Genomic DNA, 19,500 nt, shown 5'->3' on the forward strand with positions numbered 1-19,500 from the left:
AGCTTGTAGCGGCAGGAGCCGAAGGCGCCGCCAGGGGTGTGCTTGAGCGCGTCGATGGCGCTTTTGCTTTCTTTGCTGGTGTCGATCAGCTCCTCGGTGAGGGCGCCGATGATGCCGTTACGGCCGGCGTAGACCTTGCCGATCACATCCTTGTTTTCGCGGGCGGCTTCGATAACGCCAGCGGCGGAAGCATTGATGACAGCGGTGACACCGCCAGACTGAGCATAGAAAGCGTTTTTACGCGCCATGTGAGACCCCTTGGTTCAATTTGCGTGCATTCTAGCGAAGGAGCCCATGAAACACACCCGGTGTTGTCGGACGATGACAGGGAAAAGGCAGCTACAAGCTTCAAGCAGCAAGCTACAAGGCGCGGGCTGGATTCGGTGGCACCGGCAATGCCGTGCCCGCGATGCGATGCTGTGTGATGCTCGCGGGGGAAGGAGTGCGTCGTATGGCTACACCGGTTTTCGTGTGGCAGCTTGAGGCTTGTAGCTTGTCGCCGCTTACTATTTCCCCCCGGCTCTGGAACAATAGCCCGCCGGAGGATCCATGACTGCATTGATGACATTGTTCTGGCGGCTGGCGATATTTCGTGCCGGCCCCGAAAACGCGCCTTATTCGTCCAGCCTGCTGGGCCTGGTGTTGCTGGGCTGGTGTGGCCTGCAACTGCTGGTTGGCAGCTTGCAGACGGCGCTGCCGGTACTGGTGCTGCTGAGCAGCCAGCTCACCTCGATGACGGTGATTCTGGCAGGCATCTTTGTGCTGTTGGGGTTCAAGGGTTTGCAGAGCCGCTGGCTGCAGACAGCCCTGTCGCTGGTGGGCATCGATGTGGTGCTGACCCTGGTGACCCTGCCGTTACTGGCAATCAATGCGGGCATGGCCCAGTCCCAGGGCTGGATCGAAGGCCTGTATCTGGTACTGGTGAGCTGGCAACTGGCTGCACAGAGCTTTGTCTACCATAGAGCCATGAATGTGGGGCCGTTCCTGGGCCTGGGCATTGCCCTGACTCTGCTGGTGGCGGGGTATGCTACGGTGGTGATGCTGGTGCCGGAAGTGGTGACCGTGACCCGCTGATAGGCGCCTGCGGCCTATGAAGGCGCCGGTTCCCGGCTGTCGTGCCCTTCAGCATGGCTTGAGTAAGCCATGCTCACATGGCAAACATCGCCAACCCCATGTCCCATGCGAGTAGGGTTATTCCCTTGTCGGTTCTTCCAGCCGATCCAGTGCGGCGACCCGGCGCTGTTCGGTTTCCTCGAACAGCGTGGCGCGTAATTGCTGCAACTGTTGTTGTTTGTCCTTGCCAGGCAGCCCGGCCGCCAGAATCCGATCCCTCTGTGCCGCATAGTCCTGATAGCGCTGCTGCCATTGTTGTCGCTGTTGCGCCAGAGACTGCAAACGCAGCGCGGCTTCATCACCGAAGGTTTGCTGATGGTAGGCGAACCGATCTGCGCTGTTTCCTCCTGTTTCCTGGATGGCTTGCTCCGTTTGTTGCAGATGACGAAGGGCATGCTGCTGTCGGTACTGGACCGCCAGCTGTTCCGGCAATGAAGCATAAAGGGTCTGCATGGCCTGCTTCTTTTCCGTTTCGCTCATGTCGCTGGCAAGGATCTCACGGCGCTGCAGGCTGAACTGGTCATAGCGATTTTCATCGGCGAACAGGGCGGTGGCGTCGGCGCCGAAAATCCCCTCGCGTAATTGCTGGCGCTGACGCAGTTTGTCGGTGATGTCGGCTTCGGAGCTGGCGGCATAGTCACCACTGGCAAAACGCTGGCGATAGGCGTTGTAGCGGTCCAGCAGGGCGAGCAGGTCGCTGGCGGCCCGGGGGCCGGCGTTGTCCTCGGCCCATTGCCGGATCAGCTGGCGAATCTGCTCATCCGGGAGCTCCCCGCTCAGCGACAGAAAATACTCGAGAATGGCCCGGGTGCCGCTGTTCACGATCAGTTGCCCGTCGCCATCCATGACCAGATCGGCGGGCACTGTGGTACCGGCCAGGGAGGTGTTGTCCAGCGTTTCGGTAACCGGAAGCGGCGACAGCGGGGCAGGGTTGCTGTGGACGGGGTCATTTTTTGGGATAGCGCCAGCCGTCTGGCGGGCCTTTCCGTGGGCGGGGGCAGGAATCTGTTGCAGCCCCCAGAAGCCGGCTGCGGCCAGTAACGTGACAGTGGCCAGCAGGGCAAGATGGCGTTGCATAACGACTCTCCTGTACAGGTCGGTCCGCAGGGCAAAAAGCCCTGCGGGTCGGGTTTACAGGCCCGCGTTTCTGAGCCGGTTGGCGTGGTTGCGGTAGAGGGTCTTGGGGTCGGTTTCCCAGCCCATCAGGCCGAACAGGTGACGGATGGCATCCGCGTGGTTGTGACGGTAGTCGTGGCGGATGGGTTTGCCCAGGTACATGCCGCACAGGGGCAGAATGCCGTCATGTTTGGTGCCGGAGGGGAACGCAAACTGGGTGACGGTAACCATGATGCTGTCGAAGGGGTCGAGCAGGTTGGTGTGTACACCGGTGCCGCCCCAGGACCAGTAGCGCACGCCGTTGACGCTATGCTCGCCGCTGGTGCCGCAGGCATCACCGGGCAGCGCCTGGGGGTAGTGCTGGTTGAATTCGGCCATGCCCTCGGTGGTGGACGCGGCCAGCACTGTACTGGCGGACTGGTTATCCGGATTGGGGCCGCCGGAGGCAAATTCCCACAGGGCGCCGAACGCCCCGGCGATGCTGTCGGCCAGGCCTTCAGTAATGCCGCCTTCCGGTGTTATGCCGCGAATCACATCGGCCAGGGCGGTACCCCGGTTTTCACCGTGCACGGAGGTCACCGATGCCACCAGATCCGGCCGTACCGCCGCCACATAGCGGGAAGTGGGGGCGCCCTGGGAGTGGGCAATCAGGTTCACCTTGTCGGCACCGGTGACCGCCAGGTAGTTTTCGATCTGGACGATCAGCTCCTCGCCGCGGTATTCGTTGCTTTGCAGGGCGCTGACGTTGCTTTCGTACACTTGAGCGCCGTAGTCGCGCAGGTTGTCGGCGATACCGTAGAAATAATCCACGCCGGCAATATCATCGAAGGCGATGATGCCGCCCACCAGAACGATGGGGTAACGGGTGTCGGCGTAGCTTGTGTCCTTGCCGAATGGCCACCAGGCGTGGGCCTGGGAGGTGGTAGCGAGCAGAGTCAGGGCTGCCAGCAGCCCGCGTAGTTGGATCGACATGGAGTGTCTCCTGTTTTGTTATTTGTAGGCCTTTCTTGGCCTCTTCATGAGCAGCCGGCGCCAGGGCTGTGTTTTTTGTCGACGATTGGACTATAGGCAGGATGGGTGATAGTAACTTGTAGGAATTGGTACTTCGTTTTGTCATGAACCGGAAAAACTGTGACCGCGCTCGCGATTCTGGTGCGTGGTACCAGTACGGAAAACAACAAGAATGACTTCGCCAGCCACCTCTGCGGTGCCCGCGTCCACGCTTTACCTGTGGCGCCAGCGCACCCTGTATCTGGGCCAGATCGGCCGACTGACTCCCCTGTCTCACGGGGCGCATACGCTGTGGTTCGGGTTGGATGACCACATTTCGTTAACGGTGGATGGTCAGACATTCTCTGCCCGCTCTTACCTGATTCCAGCGGGGATTACTTTCTGCGCGGATGCCCGTGGCAAGCGCATTGGTTGTTGTTTTCTGGATCCGTTGGGCAAGGATCTGCGTTTCCATGTGCCGGCGATGACTGCACAATCCTGTGGTGTCTACCGGGATTCCCGCCAGGAAGCTGACCAGTTGGAAATCTTGTGTGCACTCCATGAGGGGCAGGCTGAGGCCGCCCAGGCCTATGCCCGCCTGCAAGGGCTTATCTTTCCCGGTGATGCTGAACGGGTGGCTGGATTCGAGGCGGATGCCCGCATCGACCGGGTAGTGGAGCTGATCCGCTCGGACCCGGCGGACAACCTGTCCAACGAGGCATTGGCGGAACAGGTGGGGCTGTCCGGGGATCGTCTGCAGCGATTGTTCAAGCAAACCACCGGCATTCCCATCCGCCGCTACCGTCTCTGGCACCGGCTGTTTGTCACCTCCTCGATGATGGCCATGGGCAGCACGCTGACCGATGCGGCGCTGGCAGCGGGGTTTTCCGATTCCTCCCACCTGACCCATGTGTTCAAGAGCATGCTCGGCATGAGCCCCTCGGCGGTGCTGCGTGGTTCTCGGCAGGTACGGATTCTGTTGGGCGGCGATAACTGATCCCTTCACCTGAAGGGCCCTTGCCGTTATGGTGCAGGGATTCTATTGATCGGTTTATTCTCCCATGCATATCCATATCCTCGGTATCTGCGGTACCTTCATGGGCTCTCTGGCCCAGCTGGCCAAGGCTCAGGGCCATCGTGTTACCGGTAGTGACCAGAACGTCTATCCGCCCATGAGTGACCAACTGGAAGCGGCGGGCATCGAATTGACCCAGGGCTATGATCCGGCGCAACTGGAGCCGGCGCCGGATCTGGTGGTGGTCGGCAATGCCCTGAGCCGGGGAAATCCAGCCGTGGAAGCCGTGCTGGATCGGGGGCTGCCCTATACTTCCGGTGCCCAGTTGCTGGAGGATGTGATTCTGCCCGGGCGGTGGGTACTGGCGGTGGCCGGTACCCACGGCAAGACCACTACCAGCTCTATGCTGGCATGGATTCTGGAGCATGCCGGGCTCCACCCCGGTTATTTGATTGGCGGTGTGCCGGGCAACTTTGGTGTGTCTGCCCGGCTCGGTGAGACGCCGTTTTTTGTGGTGGAAGCGGACGAATACGACACCGCCTTCTTCGACAAGCGCAGCAAGTTTGTTCATTACCGCCCGCGCACCGTCATTCTCAATAATCTGGAATTCGACCACGCCGATATTTTTGCCGACCTGGCGGCCATCCAGACCCAGTTCCATCACCTGATCCGCACCGTGCCTTCCACCGGGCGGTTGATTCTTCCTCACGGTGAAATCGCCCTGGAAGAGACCCTGGAGAAAGGCTGCTGGAGCGAGATTGAACGCTTCGGCGAAAACGAGCCACTGGGCTATCGGCTGGATAACGCGGATGGGTCTGCCTTTACCATTCTGGAAAATGGCGAACCGGTGGCCCGGGTACGCTGGGACCAGACCGGCCAGCACAGTGTGAACAATGGTATGGCCGCGTTACTGGCGGCCCGCCATGTGGGTGTCACTCTGGCTGACGGTGCCGCCGCCCTGTGCGAATTCCTGGGTGTGAAACGGCGTATGGAATTGCGTGGGGACGTTGAGGGTGTGCGAGTGTACGACGACTTTGCACATCACCCCACGGCCATTGCGACGACTCTGGATGGTCTGCGTCGCAAGGTGGGGGATGGCAAGATTCTCGCAGTGATCGAGCCTCGTTCCAACACCATGCGCATGGGGAGCCATAAGGAGGCACTGGCGGCCAGCACCGGGGCTGCGGATGAGGTAATCTGGTATCAGCCACCGGGGTTGGACTGGTCTCTGGAGCCGGTGGTCAGCGAATCGCCGGTACCGGCATCGGTGAGTAACGACATCGACGACATCATTGCCCGGATAGTGGCCCGCAAGGGTGAGCCACTGAGTGTGGTGGTGATGAGCAACGGCGGCTTTGGCGGCATTCATCAGAAGTTGCTGGATGCGCTGAAAGGGGCATAGTTGCAAGTGACAAGTTTCAAGTTGCAACGCGGTATGGCCATTGTTTTGTTGAGAGGTCAGGCCCGCGCCCTTGGCTTGGGGTGTACTGTTAGTATCGACACACGCCATTATTGCTGATCGCGGGTACGGCATCACAAAATATTGCGGCCCTGTTCGCGTTGAAACTTGCAGCTTTTAACTTGCTCCTGTCTTTTGCGAGGAGATTGTCATGTTCTGGTCCGTATTCTGGGCATCGGTGCATTACCTCAGCATTCTGATGCTGTTTGGTTTTCTCTACGGGGAGCTCCTGTTGTGGCGAACCGGCATCAGCGAACGCAATATTCGTACTCTTTTGTGGCTGGATATCGGCTACGGTCTCTCGGCGCTGGCTGTGCTGGTTAGCGGGATTGCCCGGGCCGGCTGGACGGAGAAGGGCTGGGATTTTTACCTGTCCAATCCCTGGTTTCATGGCAAGGTGACCCTGTTTATTCTGATCGGCCTTCTGAGTCTGTACCCTACCAAGGTTCTGTTGGGCTGGCGGAAAACCGTTAAGGCCGGGCATGTCCCCGAGATTGATGCCACGCTGCAACGCAATCTGCGCGGGGTGTTGGTAGCCGAACTCCACCTGGTGGTGTTGATGCCCATTCTCGCGGCATTGATGGCTCGTGGTGTAGGAATGGGTGTATGAGCAAACGAATAACCCTGGCTTTCACCGGCGCCTCTGGGGCGCCTTATGGATTGCGCCTGTTGCAGTGCCTGCTGCAGGCGGATTGCGACGTGTTCGTGATCCTGTCCAAGGCGGCGCGGGTGGTGATCGGCATGGAAACCGAGCTGAAGCTGCCGGCCGGTACCGGTAAGGCCGAACAGGCCCTGCGCGACTGGGTGCAAACCGACCGTGGCACTCTGGTGGTGTGTGGGCTGGAGCAGTGGACTGCGCCGGTGGCCTCCGGCAGTGGGGCTCCTGCCGCCATGGTGGTGTGCCCGTGCTCCACCGGCACCCTGTCCGCCATCGCCTGCGGCGCCAGTGACAACCTGATCGAACGGGCGGCGGACGTGGCCATCAAGGAAGGCCGCAAGCTGATCCTGGTCCCCCGGGAAGCGCCGTTTTCTCCCCTCCATCTGGAAAACATGCTCAAGCTGTCCCGCCTGGGCGTCACCATCATGCCGGCGGCGCCCGGTTTTTATCACCAGCCGGAAACGGTACAGGACCTTGTGGACTTCATCGTCGCCAGGCTGCTGGATCACCTGGGGGTGGAGCAGACGCTGGTGAAGCGCTGGGGGGAATGAGTTCCTCACTCTGCAAAGCCACACAAGCAGCTACTCGCTTTCATTTCTACGAAGCCCCGTAGGAGCGCTTCTCGAGGCGCGAACCTTGCGAAGCAAGGAAATCGCCCGCCGGGCGATCAGGTTTATCAGGGTCTGACAGGCTTCTGACCGAATAGCGGATAGGGCTTGTTTCTGCTGCCTCGCTGTCGCTCGGTTCGCGCCTCGAGAAGCGCTCCTACGGGGCTTCGTTTCAATGCACCAGAAGGTGTCCCACCAACCCCAACGCAAAACCAGCTACCGCCCCCTGGGCTGGCGCCCAATGCTTTTTCAGGGGCACCTGCGGAGCAATGTCCTGGAACACCAGGTAGAGAATCCCGCCACTGGCAAACAGCATGATGCCCCCCAGCACCAGTGGGCTGTCCACCAGTACCAGGAAACCCAGGGCGGCGCTGACGGGGCCGAGCAGTGCCAGGGCTGCGAAGGCCAGAATGATCTTGCGGGAGGAGAGGGTGTTGCCGTCGCTGTTGCGGATTTCACGGTAGGCGTTAAAGCCTTCCGGCAGGTTCTGCATACCGATCAGGAAGGCCAGCAGGTAGGCCTGGCCGCCGCCCACTGCCAATGCCGCCCCCAGGGCGATGGCCTCGGGGACAAAATCCAGCAGCATGGCCAGCAGTTGTGACATGGCGCCGCCATGGGCGGCCAGCGCCCGATCCACTACCATGAAGGCAACGCCGCCGCCCACAAACAGCAGGGTGGCGGACAGCGGGTTATGGTGCTGGGCGCCTTCCGGCACCAGTACCAGCGCTACCGCCGCCAGCAGGGCGCCGCCGCCGAAGGCGATAACCGTATGGCGGACTTCCTGCTCCAGCCAGCCCCGTGCAATGTGTTGTTTGACGCCAATAAGGGCGCCGGCAGCCATGCTCAGGCCAGCGGCCAGACTGAGCAGTAACGCCAGGCTCAGAGGACTCATACGGGGAATCCTTGCGGTAGAAGTGGAGCAGGCAAGGGGCCTGCCATCGGTTCAACCTGATCCGTGTGTCAATCACCGGTCAGGTTGAACATAAAGATTGGCAGAGCGGGGATCAACTGTTGCTGAGGTCGTAATCCACCGGGGCGAGGATTTCCACCGGGATGCTGTCCAGATCCTTGGGGGGAGCATCAAAGCGCAGACGGGAGACAAGCTCCTGGGTCGCCCGATCCAGGATACGACTGCCTGAGCTTTCTACCACGGCCACTTTTTCCGCTCGCCCGGCGGCGTTGATCCAGAACGACACTTTTACCGTGCCCTCCTGGCGACGCATGCGGGCGCGGTGCGGGTACTGCTTGTTGTAGTCGATGGTGTCGCGCACCTTGGCCAGATACTTGTTCAGGGCGTTTTCCGTCTCTCCGGATTGATGCACCCCTTCGCCCGGGTCACCGGCCACGCCTTTGGCGCCCACCTGTTGCGTCTGGCTGGCGGCCTGCTCGCTCTCGGCGTCTTCCTGGGTGTCCTGTTTCTCCTGGACTTCGCTCTTCGCCAAAACAGGCTCAGGCTCGGGCTTGGGTTCCGGTTTTGGCTCCGGTTTTTTGGCCACCGGTTTCGGCTTTGGCTTCACCTTGGGCTTGGGTTTCGGCTCGGGTTTGGGGGCCGGATCCGGTTTCGCCGCTGCTGGCGGCGCCGCCGGTTTTTCTGCGGGTGGTGCAGACAGGTTCACTACCATTTCGGTGACGCCGGGCTTGCTCGGGCGTCCGCCGGCCAGGGTCAGGGCGCCCACGGTCACCAGTACGCTGGCGTGAATCAGGGCCGAGGCCACCCAGGCAAACAGAGTGCGGGACTTCATTGGCCACTCCCATCATTGCGGGTCACCAGGCGCACCTGTTCCACGCCCAGGCCCTGCAGGGTTTCCAGGCGCTCACGCAGGGTGGTCATGGTGACACCGGCATCCGCCAGCAGGCGGACTTCCGCGCCTTCCGGGCTTTCGCCGAGGTACTCTTGCAGCGTCGCGTTGGTGAGTGCGGTGTCGTTGTCTTCGGCGAACCACTGGCCATCCTGCTGCAGTACCAGCAGCAGTTTGTCACGGGCTTCCGGGCCATTGGCGCTCTGGCTCAGCGGGGTATCCACGGACACCGTGGGGCTCTTCGCCAGCTGGCCGGCCAGCATGAAGAAGATCAACAGCAGAAACACCACATTGATCAGTGGCAACACCGGTTCCAGCGGCGGGCGACGGGAAGAGGTTTCCATGATCATCATGGCAACAGCTCCAGTTGTACGTCCTTGACGCCGGCAGCCTTGATGGCGTCCACGGCGGCCAGGGCCTGCTGCAGGGTGGCGTCGGCGCTGACAGTGACCCAGACCTTGCTCTTCTGGGTGTCGAGTCGATCCGCTACCGCATCAGGGGTAAAGCTGACACCGTTCAGGTTCAGGTCGCCATCGGCTTCCACTTCGATCACCAGCCACGTGTCATCGGGTTTGTTGATGCTATCTGCGGGCTGCACGTTGACGGGCAGGTCGTAGAACTGCCCGAAGCGGGTGGCCAGCATAAAGAACACCAACAAGATAAATACTACATCAATCAATGGCGTCAGGCTGATGAAGGGCGTGCGGTGACGCTCCGGTTCAATATGCATGCGCCACCGATGGGTCGCGGTCCTCTTCCAGGGGCTCGGATTCCGCGTGATTGTTGCGCAGTACCTTGAGGCGGGACAGACGGTCCTGCATTTTCTCCCGGCATAGTTCCAGGCTGCGATCCGCCCAGTGGAAGGCGGCCAGGGTGGGGATGGCCACGGTCAGACCGGCAGCGGTGGTCAGCAGGGCTTCCCAGATACCACCAGAGAGAATGGACGGGTCCACCTGGGAGCCGGCGGTTTCCAGTGCCTGGAAGGCGCCGATCATGCCGAATACGGTGCCCAGAAGCCCCAGCAGCGGGGCCACGGCGCTGATCACTTCCAGGATACGCAGGCCGCCGCGCAGGTTATCCAGAGAGGTGCGCGCCAGGCGCAGGCTTTCTTCCTGCCAGGCGGCTTCTTCCAGCTTGCTGTTCTGCCAGCATTGCCATACCACCTGATCGATGGGGCTGGTCAGTTTGCCGGGCTTGCCGGGCTGCTGGCCCTTGGCCAGGGCGTCCAGCAGGTGGTCTGCCTGACGAGCACTGCCCGGGCGCACGCGGGCGAATTGCAGAATCTTGGAGATCAGGGTGGCCAGGGCAATGACGGACATGAAGGCGAGGACCCACATGGTGGCGCCGCCGCTGACAAACCAGTCGGGCAGGTGCAGGGAAATCGGGGGCATGGAAACACTCCTGCTGCGGGCGAATCAATTGAAGGCCCGGTCATTAATACAAAAAAGCGTGCGTAGAGTCTGGCACGCGGTTGTGACATCCCGATGACTGAGAAAGGAACCGGGAAACACAGGCTTGTGGCCTTCAGCGCGAAGGCCCGAATTCGGTTCGCAATAATAGGTTCACAGGCTTCTTAATGCAAGTCATTCTTATTTGCGGTCTGTTCACGGTAATGGCCCCGCACACCAGCGAACAGTGGATTTCGGTTACTGGCGGTAAGGGTAATTACAAGGGCAGGAAGGCAGATGTGGTGGGGCGGGATAGGCTGGCGGGCGGGCAGCGCTTGCCCGGCATGGCAGAGGGCGCCGAAGCGCCCTCGCAGGCTTACTTGAGCAGCAACCGATAGTTCATATTGGATTCGATGCGGTTGCCGTTCTGGTCCAGCTGCTCAATGGCGTTGACGGCATCCTTGATGTATTGACGGTCGGCATCAGGGTCGTCGGGATTGATCGTGTAGACGTCGTATTCCATGTTGCCCTGCATACGTTTCTCGGCTTCCCAGCTGCCTCGCTCGGACGCGCTCAGCTCAACCTTGGAACCGCTCAGGTATTCTTCGCGCAGCTCAAAGCGGGAGGGATTGTCGTACTGATCCCGATACAGCGTCAGGGTGGTGCGGATACCTGAGCAGTCAGCGCAGGGCAACATTCCGCTGTAGGTCAGTTTCTGGGCGGTGGGATTGATGGGCTCTTCCGGCTGCTGGCTCTGGCAGCCGGTAACGAGAATGGCACTGCCCAGTACGGCGGCGGCGAGATAGGTTTTCATGTCGTTTACTCCCTGACAGCTCCTGTAAAGATACTGCTTAGAATAAAGATTTTGTGTTTGGTTCGCCGTTTTAACGTTTTTTGATGATTCCTTGGTGTGTTTGCGCGCTGTTTTGTAGACGGGAGGTGTTGTTCTGAGTTGCGCAAGAAAGCACTTGGCGCGCATCAATCTTGCGGAAAAGCCACTGCATGACAGCCAGAAAGAAAACAAACACGGCCAGAAAATAGAAAAAAATCATGCTGCGTTACCCCGTTTTTATTGTGCAGACAGGCTATGGCTGGATCGAGGGTCCAACCAGCAACACTTTGTTATCAGTTGTTGCTTTACTGTTATCGATGCTCGGGGAAGGCATGGAAAATGACAGATACAGGCAGCTCTTGTTGCGGGTCCAGGGGTTCTTCCACTCTGACCCGGTAACCCTGCCTTTGGAATAGGGATAGCCAGTTTCCCAGGGTGCGAAAATACCAGGGCGGTGCGTCACCGAAATCGTCGCCGGAACCTGGCCAGCGGGTTTCCCGCCAACCATTACGATAGTTCCCTTCACAGGCCATCAGTGGGTGCAGGGTCTGTACCAGCAGGGTGCCGGAGGGTGTGAGTCGGGTCTGCAGGTCCGCTAGTAATTGCTCCACGGATTGCTCGCCAAACAGGGAAAAGTTGCAGACGGCCAAATCGAAGGATTCGGTAAGGCTCTCTTCCAGTTCGTCGAATGACAGACAGCGGTAATCCCCCTCCGGGTGTTGCCGGCGGGCGCTGTCCACCAGGGATTGGATGGCATCGATGCCAGTGGTGTGAATCCCCTGGCTGGCAAGGTGGCGGCACAGCCAGCCTTCACCACAACCCACATCCAGCACCCGGCCAGGCTGGAGGGCAAGGATGGCCTGTTCGATCGCCGGGTCGCTGATGCGGCGGCTGGCAATACCCTGGCGCTGTATCAGCCGGGTCCAGGGAACTGCGTTGTCATGCCAGCTGGCAAGGATGCGTTGTTCCGGTGTCATGGTGCGTTTCAGCGCATGGGGGTCAGTGGGCCTGCTCGTTCGACGGCTCGCTGGTAGGCGGGGCGTGCTTCCATCTGTTCAAGAAAGCGCTGTATGGCCGGCAGGCTACTGAGATCGGCGCGGGCAGAGGCCGCCTGCAACGGAAAGCTCATGATGATATCCGCTGCACTGGGAGTATCGCCGGCAAACCAGCTCTGTTTGCCCAGGTGTGCCTCAATGACGGCAAGCTGGTTTTCCAGTTGCGGGTCGATAAAGGTGCCGATGACCTTGCCGCTGATGCCCTTGGCAACCGGGCGGACGATAAAGGGCATGGGGGATTTGGGAATGCGGCTGAATACCAGTTTCATGACCAGCAGGGGCATCAGCGAGCCTTCCGCGTAATGCAGCCAGTAGCGTTCCTGAACCCAGCGTGGATCTTCAGCGCTAATTTTCCAGGCCTCGTTGCCGTGTCGTTGGATCAGGTATTCGATAATGGCACCAGACTCGGCCACGGTGATATCGCCATCGGTGATCACCGGGGATTTTCCCAGTGGATGAACCTGCTTGAGCTCAGGCGGTGCCAGCATGGTCTTGCTGTCGCGCGTGTAGTGGCGAATCTCGTAGTCCAGGCCCAGTTCTTCCAGTAACCAGACGATGCGCAGGGAGCGGGAATTTTCCAGGTGGTGAAGGGTGATCATGGGCTGCCTCGCTAATTCGATGTTGCCGGGCAGCATAGCAGAGATGGAAGGAAAGGAATGTCAGACGCTCGACACCCAGCCATTGCTTCCCATAAAAGCAAAGGACACCGGTATCAGTGTCCGGCGGTATCAATGCTGGGTGGGCGCGCGGCCAGGTGCACCTGTTCGATCACTGAGTCGAGGATGGTTTCTGTACGCCAGGCCTGGTGATGGTTGACCATGGCGACTACCGCCCAGGTGGTGTTGTTTTCATCACGAGTGAAGCCGGCGATGGAGCGCACGTCTCTCAGTGAGCCTGTCTTGATATGACCGAGGCCAGCCATGCCGGCCTTGCCAAGCCGCCGTCGCATGGTGCCATCCATGGCGATCAGCGGCAGGGAGGCGATCAGCTCTGCAGCAAAACGGCTTTCCCAGGCTTGCTGGAGCAGGTTTGCCATCTGCCGTGCGGAAATGCGCTCAAGCCGTGACAGCCCGGAGCCGTTTTCAAACACGATGCCCTTGCTGTTGATGCCCTTGGTTTCCAGCCATTCTCGAATGGTCCTTTCCGCCGCAGCCAGATCATCCCGGTCGCCGGGCTGGCGATGTTTGGCACCCAGGCTGAGAAACAACTGGCGCACCATCACGTTGTTGCTCCACTTGTTGATGTCGCGAACCATGGTGACAAGATCCCGCGAAGAAGTAGTAGCCAGCAGTTCCGTTCCGCTGTCACGTGGGCGCAGGCCCTGCCGTATCTGACCGGTGAGGGTGCCGCCCAGTTGCTGCCAGAGGCCGGTGATCAGGGCGCCGGTATAGTCGGCCTGGTCCATCACTGACAGGTAGCTGCTGGTGGAACAGCCTTTGGGCAGCACGCCGGTGATGGTGATGCGGGTATGGCCGCTAGCGGTCAGTGTCGGTTCGTAGTCGAACTGGTAGCGACGTGGGCAATGGCCATAGTCCTTGAAGACCATGCGGTTATTGATCTCCACACCGTTAAGGTTGGGCTCGGTCCAGGTATGAATGCCTCTTTCGTCAGCCCGGGAACGAATACGCAATACGTTCAGATTGGTGAGCAGGGCATGGGGCTCAACCAGGAAGGGGGCGTTGGGGTTGTCGCCGTCATCATCGAAATCAGGAATACCGTTGGGCAGATTGAAGGCACTGGCATCCAGTACCAGATCGCCCTGGATATGTTGGATTCCCATGGCACGCAGTTCGCGCATCAGTAGCCAGAGGCGTTCTTCGGTCAGTTTCGGGTCGCCGCTACCAACGAAGTAGAGGTTGCCGTGCAGGGTGCTGTCACTGATCTTGCCATCAGTGTACAGGCGGGTATGCCACTGGTAGGTGGGGCCGAGCAGCTCCAGGGCCGCGTAGGTAGTGACCACCTTCATGATGGAGCCGGGATTGAAGGGCATGTCCGCATTCAGAAAGCGGGCTTCGCCGGGGCCGTTTAGAGGAATAGCGGTAACCGCCAGATGCTCGTCAGCCAGTTGCAGGTTTCTGGCGGCTTCCAGTACTGGAGCCAGCAAGGGAGTGGGCGAGCCCGCATGGGCTGGAGTGGCGACCACGGCACTCAGCAGGACAAGACATGGCAGAGCGTAGAAGAGTTGGAGAACGCGCGCCCTGAAGGCAACTGGGTGATACATGGGCTGACCTGGCCACAAATTGGCAGAAAGTAGAACAACAGGGAAAAGACAGGCTCTAGACTAAACCAAAGCCAGGGCCGGGTCAGTGGGGGGAGCAGCGATGAAATGTAAATTTCATCGCCTTTTGCGTACCGGTCGACGGTCGGGGTCAGTTGGGCTTGTGCGTACCCACATCAATGCCCTTGTGCTGCAGGTCCGCATGGTAAGAGCTGCGTACCATGGGGCCGGAAGCTACCGAGCGAAAACCCAGCTCGTTGGCAACACGGGCATAATCGCGGAATTCGTCAGGGTGGACGAAACGGTCCACCGGGGCGTGGTGTTTGCTGGGCTGCAGGTACTGACCGATGGTCAGCATGTCCACATCGTGGGCGCGCAGGTCCTTGATGGTGTTGATAACCTGCTCGTAGGTCTCGCCCAGACCTACCATGATGCCGCTCTTGGTGCTCACGTCCGGGCGGAGTGCCTTGTAGCGCTGCAGCAGGTCCAGCGAATGCTGGTAGCGGGCGCCGGGGCGGATATGTTTGTAGAGCTCCGGGACGGTTTCGATATTGTGGTTGAACACATCCGGTGCGGTCTCCACCAGAATATCTACGGCAGTATCCAGACAGGGGCGGAAATCCGGGGTGAGAATCTCGATCTTTGTCTGCGGGGTGCGAGCACGTACCTGACGGATGCATTCGGCAAAATGCTCGGCGCCACCGTCGGCCAGGTCATCCCTGTCCACGGAGGTAATCACCACATAATTGAGCCCCAGGTTGTCCACGGATTCTGCCAGATGCAGAGGCTCTTCCGGGTCGAGCGAATTGGGGCGGCCGAAGCCCACATCACAGAACGCGCAACGACGGGTACAGATGTCGCCCATGATCATGAAGGTGGCGGTGCCGCCACCGAAACATTCCGGCAGGTTGGGGCAGGCGGCTTCCTCGCAGACAGTGTGCAGCTTCTGCTCGCGCAGCATCGACTTGATGCGCTGGATTTCGCCGTTGGCGGGAACGCGCACGCGGATCCAGTCCGGTTTTCGCTGGTAGCCAGTCTCTTCATTGACCAAGGGAATGGTGCGTACCTTGTCCGCGCCACGCAGCTTGTCGCCGATCTGAACCTTGCGTTTGGCCTGTGCCTGCTCGCTCATGGGGTGTCCGTTACTGTCAGGGTGCCGGGCTTTGTTGGGCCGGCGGGAATTCGGAACTGTCATTGTACCAGTCAGGCGAGGGCGCTGTCCGTGGCGTCAGGCCCAGACGTTTGGCTAATAACGTCACCAGTTGTTGCTCCATGGTATGACGATCCAGCATCACGCCCTGCTCGCTGAGGGTGGTCATGGGTTGGCCCACATGGCCGCAGGGGTTGATGCGCTGCCAGGGTGACAGGTCCATGTCCCGGTTGATGGCCAGGCCATGATAACTGGCTCCCCGGCGGATGCGCAGTCCCAGAGAGGCGATCTTGGCACCGTTTACGTAGACACCGGGAGCATCGTCCCGGTTCGCGGCGTTGATGCCGTGGCTGGCCAGAAAATCGATGATGCCCTGTTCGATGGCACTGACCAGTCCCCGACTGCCGAGCCCCAGGCGTTTAATGTCCAACATCAGGTAGATCACCGTCTGCCCAGGGCCGTGGTAAGTCACCTGCCCGCCACGGTCGCTGTTGACCACCGGGATATCCCCGGCATTGAGCACATGTTCCGGTTTGCCAGCCTGGCCCAGGGTGAACACCGGTGGGTGTTCCAGCACCCAGAGCTCGTCGGCAGTGTCGGCGGTACGGCCATCGGTAAGCGTGCGCATGGCCTGCCAGCAGGGGGTGTAATCCACCCGGGGGAGATAGCGAATCAAGGCGTCGTTCATGGGGGAAGTATAAAGGCAGCGACAAGTTACAAGCTACGCTTGTGGGGGCAAGGCCAAAAAGTTCCTTAGCTTCCGAGATATCTACGAAGCCGCTGTAGGAGTACCTCTTGAGGTGCGAACCGCGCTTGCGCGGAAATCGCTCGTAGAGCGATCAGGAATCTCAGAACTCGACGGGATTCAGAAGAGAATGTAGTAACCCGTGTCTTTGTCGCCTCGCTACGCTCGGTTCGTCCCTCAAGAGGGGCTCCTGCAGATAGGCCCTCAGCCAGGCAGTGCGGAGTCTGTGGGAATTCATGGGGCACAGGAACTTTTTCGCGTTGCAGCTTGCAGCTGAAATAAAAAAAGCCCGGCAAAGCCGGGCTTAAGGCAGACCCCTTACGGGGTAACAACGATCGAACCAGAATAACTAGCCTAGATCAGGCGATTCCCTGTCCTCTGGTTTACCAGATGCAGATTCAGTTCCTGAACGCTGATGCCGAACTCGATACCGTCCTGGTCTTCCTCGCGGAGTTTGATGGTTTCAAAGGCGTCAAAATGAACGGGGGTGCCATGCACGCTTTGCTGGATATGCGGGCTACGCGGCATGGTCGGAATAATATCCGCAGAACTGGGCATGGTGGCGGTATGAACAACCTGGGAGGTGTGAGTCGGTAGATCAACAGCGACCAGAATAAGCAAGCAACTGCACAAGCACAGTAAGGTCAGCATTTTCATTTTTGTGATCCCGTTACGTTCTTCTTATGAGAGTGACGATACGGGCACGCAGGTGCCAAACCAATGGTGGCTTGGTGAGGCTTGCGTGTCGGGCTGTGACTGAGGGTTAAATTGTGTAATGGCGAGGGTCTGAGGGCCATGGCTGTTGCCACAAGGAGCCACTAGCTTGCGGGCTCCTTTCGTGGCATTTCATTCTTCAGGGTCGATAAATGTCAGAGCGACATTTTCACGTGAGGGCACTCATTGAGAGCCTTGTAGATCGCTTCCACCTGCTCACGGTTGCGCATGGTTACCTGGGCGGTGAAGGAGACAAAGTTGCCTTTGCTACTGGGCTTGCGTGCCAGATGTTTGTCGGCGTCAAAATCCTCAAGATGGATCTCGAGAATCTCGATCAAGACGGTTTCCAGCGGTGAGTCCGCCAGGCCCATGACCTTGAGCTGCATGTCGTGGGGAAATTCCCAGAGGTGTTCCTGAATCGCCATTGGTTACTCCTGCTCCAGGCCGCACAGGCGGCGCTTGAAATCCACATAGTGGCGGGCCACTGTTTTCCACATGGCGCCAGGCTTGCCATCGCCAACCGCCGCCTCGTTCAGTTGTGTGATCGGTACCACTTCCCGGGTGGAGCTGGTAATCCAGACCTCATCCGCCTGACGCAGTTCTGTCTCGGTGATTTCCCTTTCCGCGAAGGGCAGACCATGTTGTCCACACAATTCTACTATCAGGTCGCGGGTGATGCCGCCCAGAATGGCATGATTTTTTGGTGGGGTAACGATCACGCCATCGTGCACGATGAAGACATTGCTGGCGGAGCCTTCGGTGACGAAACCATCGTGCAGCAGAATGGCTTCCATGGCGCCGGCCGACACGGCCTGTTGACGCAGTAGGCTGTTGGGCAACAGTGAGATGGATTTGATGTCACAGCGGGCCCAACGGGTATCATCCCGAGTGATCGCCTTGCCCCCGCTGGCGGTGTCCGGACTGTCGGCGGCGGGCACGGCAATGGGGCTGGTCATCATGAAAACGGTGGGGGCTACCGGCGGCTCGGGAAAGGCATGGTCGCGTTTTGTCGCGGCGCCCCGAGTGATCTGAAGATACACCGACAGGTTGCCGCCGCCATTGCGTGCAATCAGTTCCTCGCACAGAACCTGCCACTGCGGACGGTCATGGGGATTGCGGATTCCAACTTCCCGCAAGGAGCGTTCCAGGCGTTCCAGGTGTTCGTCAAAACGAAACAGTACGCTGTTGTAGGCTGGTATCACCTCATAAATGCCGTCGGCAAACAGAAACCCCCGATCCATTGGGGAGATTCGTGCCTCTTCCAGGGCCATGAAAGCGTCATTGAGATAGACCTGGGACATGTCGTTTCCTTTGACGAGTCTGACACCTGACCCCGCCAAGTGGGGGTGTCAGGTGTCGAACGTCAGCCGTCCTTAAAACAACCCTTTGAAGAACAGCAGAACATGATGCCAGAGTTTGGTAAAGATACCGGCTTCTTCGATGTTCTCCAGGGCCACCAGCGGCTTCTCCATCAGTACATCATTTTCCTGGCGTACCGTCACGGTGCCGTATTGCTGACCTTGCGCGATGGGGGCTTTCAGTTGCGGATTCACGGTAATTTCCGCCTTCAGGCTTTCATGGCTGTCACGGGGAATGGTCAGAACCAGGTCTTCGGCCAGGCCCAGGCGCAGCTGTTTGCTCTCGCCCATCCAGACATCCACGGTGTCGAGGATGTCACCGGCACTGTAGGCCTTGTAGGTTTCAAAGAAGCGGAAACCGTAGGTGAGCAACTTCTGGGATTCCCGCGCGCGGGCGGATTCCGAATCGGTGCCCATGACCACGGTAATCAGACGCATGCCGTCTTTCTTGGCGGAAGACACCAGGCAATAACCGGCTTCCTCGGTATGGCCGGTTTTCAGGCCATCCACACTGGGATCACGCCATAGCAGCAGGTTACGGTTCTGCTGGGTGATGCCGTTGTAGGTATATTCCTTTTCCGCGTAGATGTCGTAGTGTTCGGGAAAGTCGCGAGTAATGGCGCGGGCCAGAAGGGCCATGTCACGGGCGGTGGTGTAATGGTTCTCAGCGGGCCAGCCGGTGGAATTGACGAAATGGCTGTCATTCATACCCAGACGGCGCGCGTGCTGGTTCATCAGATCGGCGAAGGCATCCTCTGAGCCGGCGATGAACTCCGCCATGGCCACGCTGGCATCGTTGCCGGACTGGATAATGATGCCGCGCAGCAGTTCCCCCACGGAAACCCGGGTGCCTTCACGGACAAACATCCGGGAGCCGCCCATTTTCCAGGCCTGCACGCTGATCGGTGCCATGTCCTGTTCGGAAATGTTGCCTTTCTGCAGTTCTGCCTCGGCAATGTAGGCGGTCATCATCTTGGTGAGACTGGCCGGAGGCAAACGCTGGTCGGCGTTATGTTCGACGATGATATTGCCACTGGCCGCATCCATCAGCAGATAGCCGCGAGCGTCAATCTGCGGGGGGCGGGGCACACTGCTGGCCTGGGCCTGCAATGCAATCAGGGAGCCAATAGTGGCAAACACGATAAAGAGTATGGAGCGGAACGACTGGGGGTGCATGAGTTTCCTGCCTGTTGTGTCCTTGTCTGCCTGAAAATTCAGGGATCAGTGCGTCGAGGTGCGGCCCAAGTGTCTTTGACAGAGAAAAGGCAAAAAATTCCCTGAC

At 59.6% G+C, this 19,500-nt stretch carries 23 protein-coding genes and 1 pseudogene; 5 read left to right on the forward strand and 19 right to left on the reverse strand.

Annotation, left to right across the window (positions count from 1 at the left end):
- Nucleotides 1-248: pseudogene (locus HUJ17_RS05870) on the reverse strand (diphosphate--fructose-6-phosphate 1-phosphotransferase); the annotation flags it as partial.
- A 301-nt stretch (nt 249-549) separates the two neighbouring features.
- Here HUJ17_RS05870 and HUJ17_RS05875 point away from each other — a divergent pair.
- Entirely contained in the window at nt 550-1,074 is a 525-nt protein-coding gene (locus HUJ17_RS05875) for a hypothetical protein (protein WP_290509808.1), read from the forward strand.
- A 117-nt stretch (nt 1,075-1,191) separates the two neighbouring features.
- Here the strand turns inward: HUJ17_RS05875 and HUJ17_RS05880 are convergent, their stop codons facing one another.
- Nucleotides 1,192-2,190, reverse strand: coding sequence for a lipase secretion chaperone (locus HUJ17_RS05880; RefSeq protein WP_290509809.1), 999 nt, complete (start codon nt 2,188-2,190; stop codon nt 1,192-1,194).
- A 54-nt stretch (nt 2,191-2,244) separates the two neighbouring features.
- Entirely contained in the window at nt 2,245-3,201 is a 957-nt protein-coding gene (locus tag HUJ17_RS05885) for a triacylglycerol lipase (protein ID WP_290509810.1), read from the reverse strand.
- 211 nt (nt 3,202-3,412) lie between these two features.
- Between HUJ17_RS05885 and HUJ17_RS05890 the strand changes: the two genes are divergently transcribed.
- From HUJ17_RS05890 to HUJ17_RS05905, 4 genes are all read left to right on the forward strand, one after another.
- Nucleotides 3,413-4,216, forward strand: a complete 804-nt coding sequence (locus HUJ17_RS05890) for an AraC family transcriptional regulator (RefSeq protein WP_290509811.1) — start codon at nt 3,413-3,415, stop codon at nt 4,214-4,216.
- A gap of 64 nt (nt 4,217-4,280) precedes the next feature.
- Nucleotides 4,281-5,636, forward strand: a complete 1,356-nt coding sequence (gene mpl / locus HUJ17_RS05895) for a UDP-N-acetylmuramate:L-alanyl-gamma-D-glutamyl-meso-diaminopimelate ligase (RefSeq protein WP_290509812.1) — start codon at nt 4,281-4,283, stop codon at nt 5,634-5,636.
- Between the two features lie 208 nt (nt 5,637-5,844).
- Complete coding sequence (locus tag HUJ17_RS05900; protein WP_290509813.1) at nt 5,845-6,303, forward strand: DUF2214 family protein; 459 nt, start codon at nt 5,845-5,847, stop codon at nt 6,301-6,303.
- Nucleotides 6,300-6,902, forward strand: a complete 603-nt coding sequence (locus tag HUJ17_RS05905) for a flavin prenyltransferase UbiX (RefSeq protein WP_290509814.1) — start codon at nt 6,300-6,302, stop codon at nt 6,900-6,902. Before HUJ17_RS05900 ends, HUJ17_RS05905 begins: the two co-directional genes overlap by 4 nt.
- A gap of 229 nt (nt 6,903-7,131) precedes the next feature.
- Here HUJ17_RS05905 and HUJ17_RS05910 read toward each other — a convergent pair whose 3' ends face one another.
- The 16 genes from HUJ17_RS05910 to HUJ17_RS05985 form a co-directional block, all read right to left on the reverse strand.
- Complete coding sequence (locus HUJ17_RS05910; RefSeq protein WP_290509815.1) at nt 7,132-7,851, reverse strand: divalent cation transporter; 720 nt, start codon at nt 7,849-7,851, stop codon at nt 7,132-7,134.
- Nucleotides 7,852-7,963: 112 nt separating this feature from the next.
- A complete protein-coding gene (locus HUJ17_RS05915) occupies nt 7,964-8,701 on the reverse strand; it encodes an energy transducer TonB (protein ID WP_290509816.1) in 738 nt (245 codons plus the stop codon).
- On the reverse strand, nt 8,698-9,111 hold the full coding sequence (locus tag HUJ17_RS05920; RefSeq protein ID WP_290509817.1) for a biopolymer transporter ExbD: 414 nt from the start codon (nt 9,109-9,111) through the stop codon (nt 8,698-8,700). The genes HUJ17_RS05915 and HUJ17_RS05920 overlap by 4 nt, the downstream gene beginning before the upstream one ends.
- On the reverse strand, nt 9,108-9,488 hold the full coding sequence (locus tag HUJ17_RS05925; RefSeq protein WP_290509818.1) for a biopolymer transporter ExbD: 381 nt from the start codon (nt 9,486-9,488) through the stop codon (nt 9,108-9,110). The genes HUJ17_RS05920 and HUJ17_RS05925 overlap by 4 nt, the downstream gene beginning before the upstream one ends.
- A complete protein-coding gene (locus HUJ17_RS05930; RefSeq protein WP_290509819.1) occupies nt 9,478-10,149 on the reverse strand; it encodes a MotA/TolQ/ExbB proton channel family protein in 672 nt (223 codons plus the stop codon). Before HUJ17_RS05930 ends, HUJ17_RS05925 begins: the two co-directional genes overlap by 11 nt.
- 373 nt (nt 10,150-10,522) lie before the next feature.
- Nucleotides 10,523-10,960 (reverse strand): copper resistance protein NlpE, encoded by a 438-nt coding sequence (locus tag HUJ17_RS05935; protein WP_290509820.1) that lies wholly within the window; start codon nt 10,958-10,960, stop codon nt 10,523-10,525.
- 70 nt (nt 10,961-11,030) lie between these two features.
- Nucleotides 11,031-11,198, reverse strand: coding sequence for a hypothetical protein (locus tag HUJ17_RS05940; protein ID WP_290509821.1), 168 nt, complete (start codon nt 11,196-11,198; stop codon nt 11,031-11,033).
- A 91-nt stretch (nt 11,199-11,289) separates the two neighbouring features.
- The gene (locus HUJ17_RS05945; protein WP_290509822.1) at nt 11,290-11,955 is read right to left on the reverse strand and encodes a class I SAM-dependent methyltransferase; all 666 of its coding nucleotides are present in this window, start codon (nt 11,953-11,955) and stop codon (nt 11,290-11,292) included.
- A gap of 8 nt (nt 11,956-11,963) precedes the next feature.
- The gene (locus tag HUJ17_RS05950; protein ID WP_290509823.1) at nt 11,964-12,632 is read right to left on the reverse strand and encodes a glutathione S-transferase; all 669 of its coding nucleotides are present in this window, start codon (nt 12,630-12,632) and stop codon (nt 11,964-11,966) included.
- Nucleotides 12,633-12,745: 113 nt separating this feature from the next.
- Nucleotides 12,746-14,176: a D-alanyl-D-alanine carboxypeptidase/D-alanyl-D-alanine-endopeptidase gene (gene dacB / locus HUJ17_RS05955; RefSeq protein WP_290509824.1), complete on the reverse strand. Its 1,431-nt coding sequence runs from the start codon at nt 14,174-14,176 to the stop codon at nt 12,746-12,748.
- A 226-nt stretch (nt 14,177-14,402) separates the two neighbouring features.
- Nucleotides 14,403-15,383 (reverse strand): lipoyl synthase, encoded by a 981-nt coding sequence (gene lipA, locus HUJ17_RS05960; protein WP_290509825.1) that lies wholly within the window; start codon nt 15,381-15,383, stop codon nt 14,403-14,405.
- A gap of 16 nt (nt 15,384-15,399) precedes the next feature.
- Complete coding sequence (gene lipB / locus HUJ17_RS05965; RefSeq protein ID WP_290509826.1) at nt 15,400-16,089, reverse strand: lipoyl(octanoyl) transferase LipB; 690 nt, start codon at nt 16,087-16,089, stop codon at nt 15,400-15,402.
- A 411-nt stretch (nt 16,090-16,500) separates the two neighbouring features.
- Nucleotides 16,501-16,803, reverse strand: coding sequence for a hypothetical protein (locus tag HUJ17_RS05970; protein ID WP_290509827.1), 303 nt, complete (start codon nt 16,801-16,803; stop codon nt 16,501-16,503).
- Nucleotides 16,804-17,015: 212 nt separating this feature from the next.
- Nucleotides 17,016-17,285, reverse strand: a complete 270-nt coding sequence (locus tag HUJ17_RS05975) for a DUF493 domain-containing protein (protein WP_290509828.1) — start codon at nt 17,283-17,285, stop codon at nt 17,016-17,018.
- Nucleotides 17,286-17,288: 3 nt separating this feature from the next.
- Complete coding sequence (locus HUJ17_RS05980; protein WP_290509829.1) at nt 17,289-18,161, reverse strand: D-amino acid aminotransferase; 873 nt, start codon at nt 18,159-18,161, stop codon at nt 17,289-17,291.
- A gap of 72 nt (nt 18,162-18,233) precedes the next feature.
- On the reverse strand, nt 18,234-19,394 hold the full coding sequence (locus tag HUJ17_RS05985; protein ID WP_290509830.1) for a D-alanyl-D-alanine carboxypeptidase family protein: 1,161 nt from the start codon (nt 19,392-19,394) through the stop codon (nt 18,234-18,236).
- Nucleotides 19,395-19,500: the final 106 nt, after the last annotated feature.

It is taken from the genome of Alcanivorax sp. (assembly GCF_014762765.1).
In the GTDB taxonomy this organism is placed as follows: domain Bacteria; phylum Pseudomonadota; class Gammaproteobacteria; order Pseudomonadales; family Alcanivoracaceae; genus Alcanivorax.

Excerpts from the sequence above, each read along its gene's own strand:
- HUJ17_RS05875 (WP_290509808.1), top strand. The coding sequence starts at position 550 with ATGACTGCATTGATGACATTGTTCTGGCGGCTGGCGATATTTCGTGCC.
- HUJ17_RS05880 (WP_290509809.1), bottom strand. The coding sequence starts at position 2,190 with ATGCAACGCCATCTTGCCCTGCTGGCCACTGTCACGTTACTGGCCGCA.
- HUJ17_RS05885 (WP_290509810.1), bottom strand. The coding sequence starts at position 3,201 with ATGTCGATCCAACTACGCGGGCTGCTGGCAGCCCTGACTCTGCTCGCT.
- HUJ17_RS05890 (WP_290509811.1), top strand. The coding sequence starts at position 3,413 with ATGACTTCGCCAGCCACCTCTGCGGTGCCCGCGTCCACGCTTTACCTG.
- mpl (WP_290509812.1), top strand. The coding sequence starts at position 4,281 with ATGCATATCCATATCCTCGGTATCTGCGGTACCTTCATGGGCTCTCTG.
- HUJ17_RS05900 (WP_290509813.1), top strand. The coding sequence starts at position 5,845 with ATGTTCTGGTCCGTATTCTGGGCATCGGTGCATTACCTCAGCATTCTG.
- HUJ17_RS05905 (WP_290509814.1), top strand. The coding sequence starts at position 6,300 with ATGAGCAAACGAATAACCCTGGCTTTCACCGGCGCCTCTGGGGCGCCT.
- HUJ17_RS05910 (WP_290509815.1), bottom strand. The coding sequence starts at position 7,851 with ATGAGTCCTCTGAGCCTGGCGTTACTGCTCAGTCTGGCCGCTGGCCTG.
- HUJ17_RS05915 (WP_290509816.1), bottom strand. The coding sequence starts at position 8,701 with ATGAAGTCCCGCACTCTGTTTGCCTGGGTGGCCTCGGCCCTGATTCAC.
- HUJ17_RS05920 (WP_290509817.1), bottom strand. The coding sequence starts at position 9,111 with ATGATGATCATGGAAACCTCTTCCCGTCGCCCGCCGCTGGAACCGGTG.
- HUJ17_RS05925 (WP_290509818.1), bottom strand. The coding sequence starts at position 9,488 with ATGCATATTGAACCGGAGCGTCACCGCACGCCCTTCATCAGCCTGACG.
- HUJ17_RS05930 (WP_290509819.1), bottom strand. The coding sequence starts at position 10,149 with ATGCCCCCGATTTCCCTGCACCTGCCCGACTGGTTTGTCAGCGGCGGC.
- HUJ17_RS05935 (WP_290509820.1), bottom strand. The coding sequence starts at position 10,960 with ATGAAAACCTATCTCGCCGCCGCCGTACTGGGCAGTGCCATTCTCGTT.
- HUJ17_RS05940 (WP_290509821.1), bottom strand. The coding sequence starts at position 11,198 with ATGATTTTTTTCTATTTTCTGGCCGTGTTTGTTTTCTTTCTGGCTGTC.
- HUJ17_RS05945 (WP_290509822.1), bottom strand. The coding sequence starts at position 11,955 with ATGACACCGGAACAACGCATCCTTGCCAGCTGGCATGACAACGCAGTT.
- HUJ17_RS05950 (WP_290509823.1), bottom strand. The coding sequence starts at position 12,632 with ATGATCACCCTTCACCACCTGGAAAATTCCCGCTCCCTGCGCATCGTC.
- lipA (WP_290509825.1), bottom strand. The coding sequence starts at position 15,383 with ATGAGCGAGCAGGCACAGGCCAAACGCAAGGTTCAGATCGGCGACAAG.
- lipB (WP_290509826.1), bottom strand. The coding sequence starts at position 16,089 with ATGAACGACGCCTTGATTCGCTATCTCCCCCGGGTGGATTACACCCCC.
- HUJ17_RS05970 (WP_290509827.1), bottom strand. The coding sequence starts at position 16,803 with ATGAAAATGCTGACCTTACTGTGCTTGTGCAGTTGCTTGCTTATTCTG.
- HUJ17_RS05975 (WP_290509828.1), bottom strand. The coding sequence starts at position 17,285 with ATGGCGATTCAGGAACACCTCTGGGAATTTCCCCACGACATGCAGCTC.
- HUJ17_RS05980 (WP_290509829.1), bottom strand. The coding sequence starts at position 18,161 with ATGTCCCAGGTCTATCTCAATGACGCTTTCATGGCCCTGGAAGAGGCA.
- HUJ17_RS05985 (WP_290509830.1), bottom strand. The coding sequence starts at position 19,394 with ATGCACCCCCAGTCGTTCCGCTCCATACTCTTTATCGTGTTTGCCACT.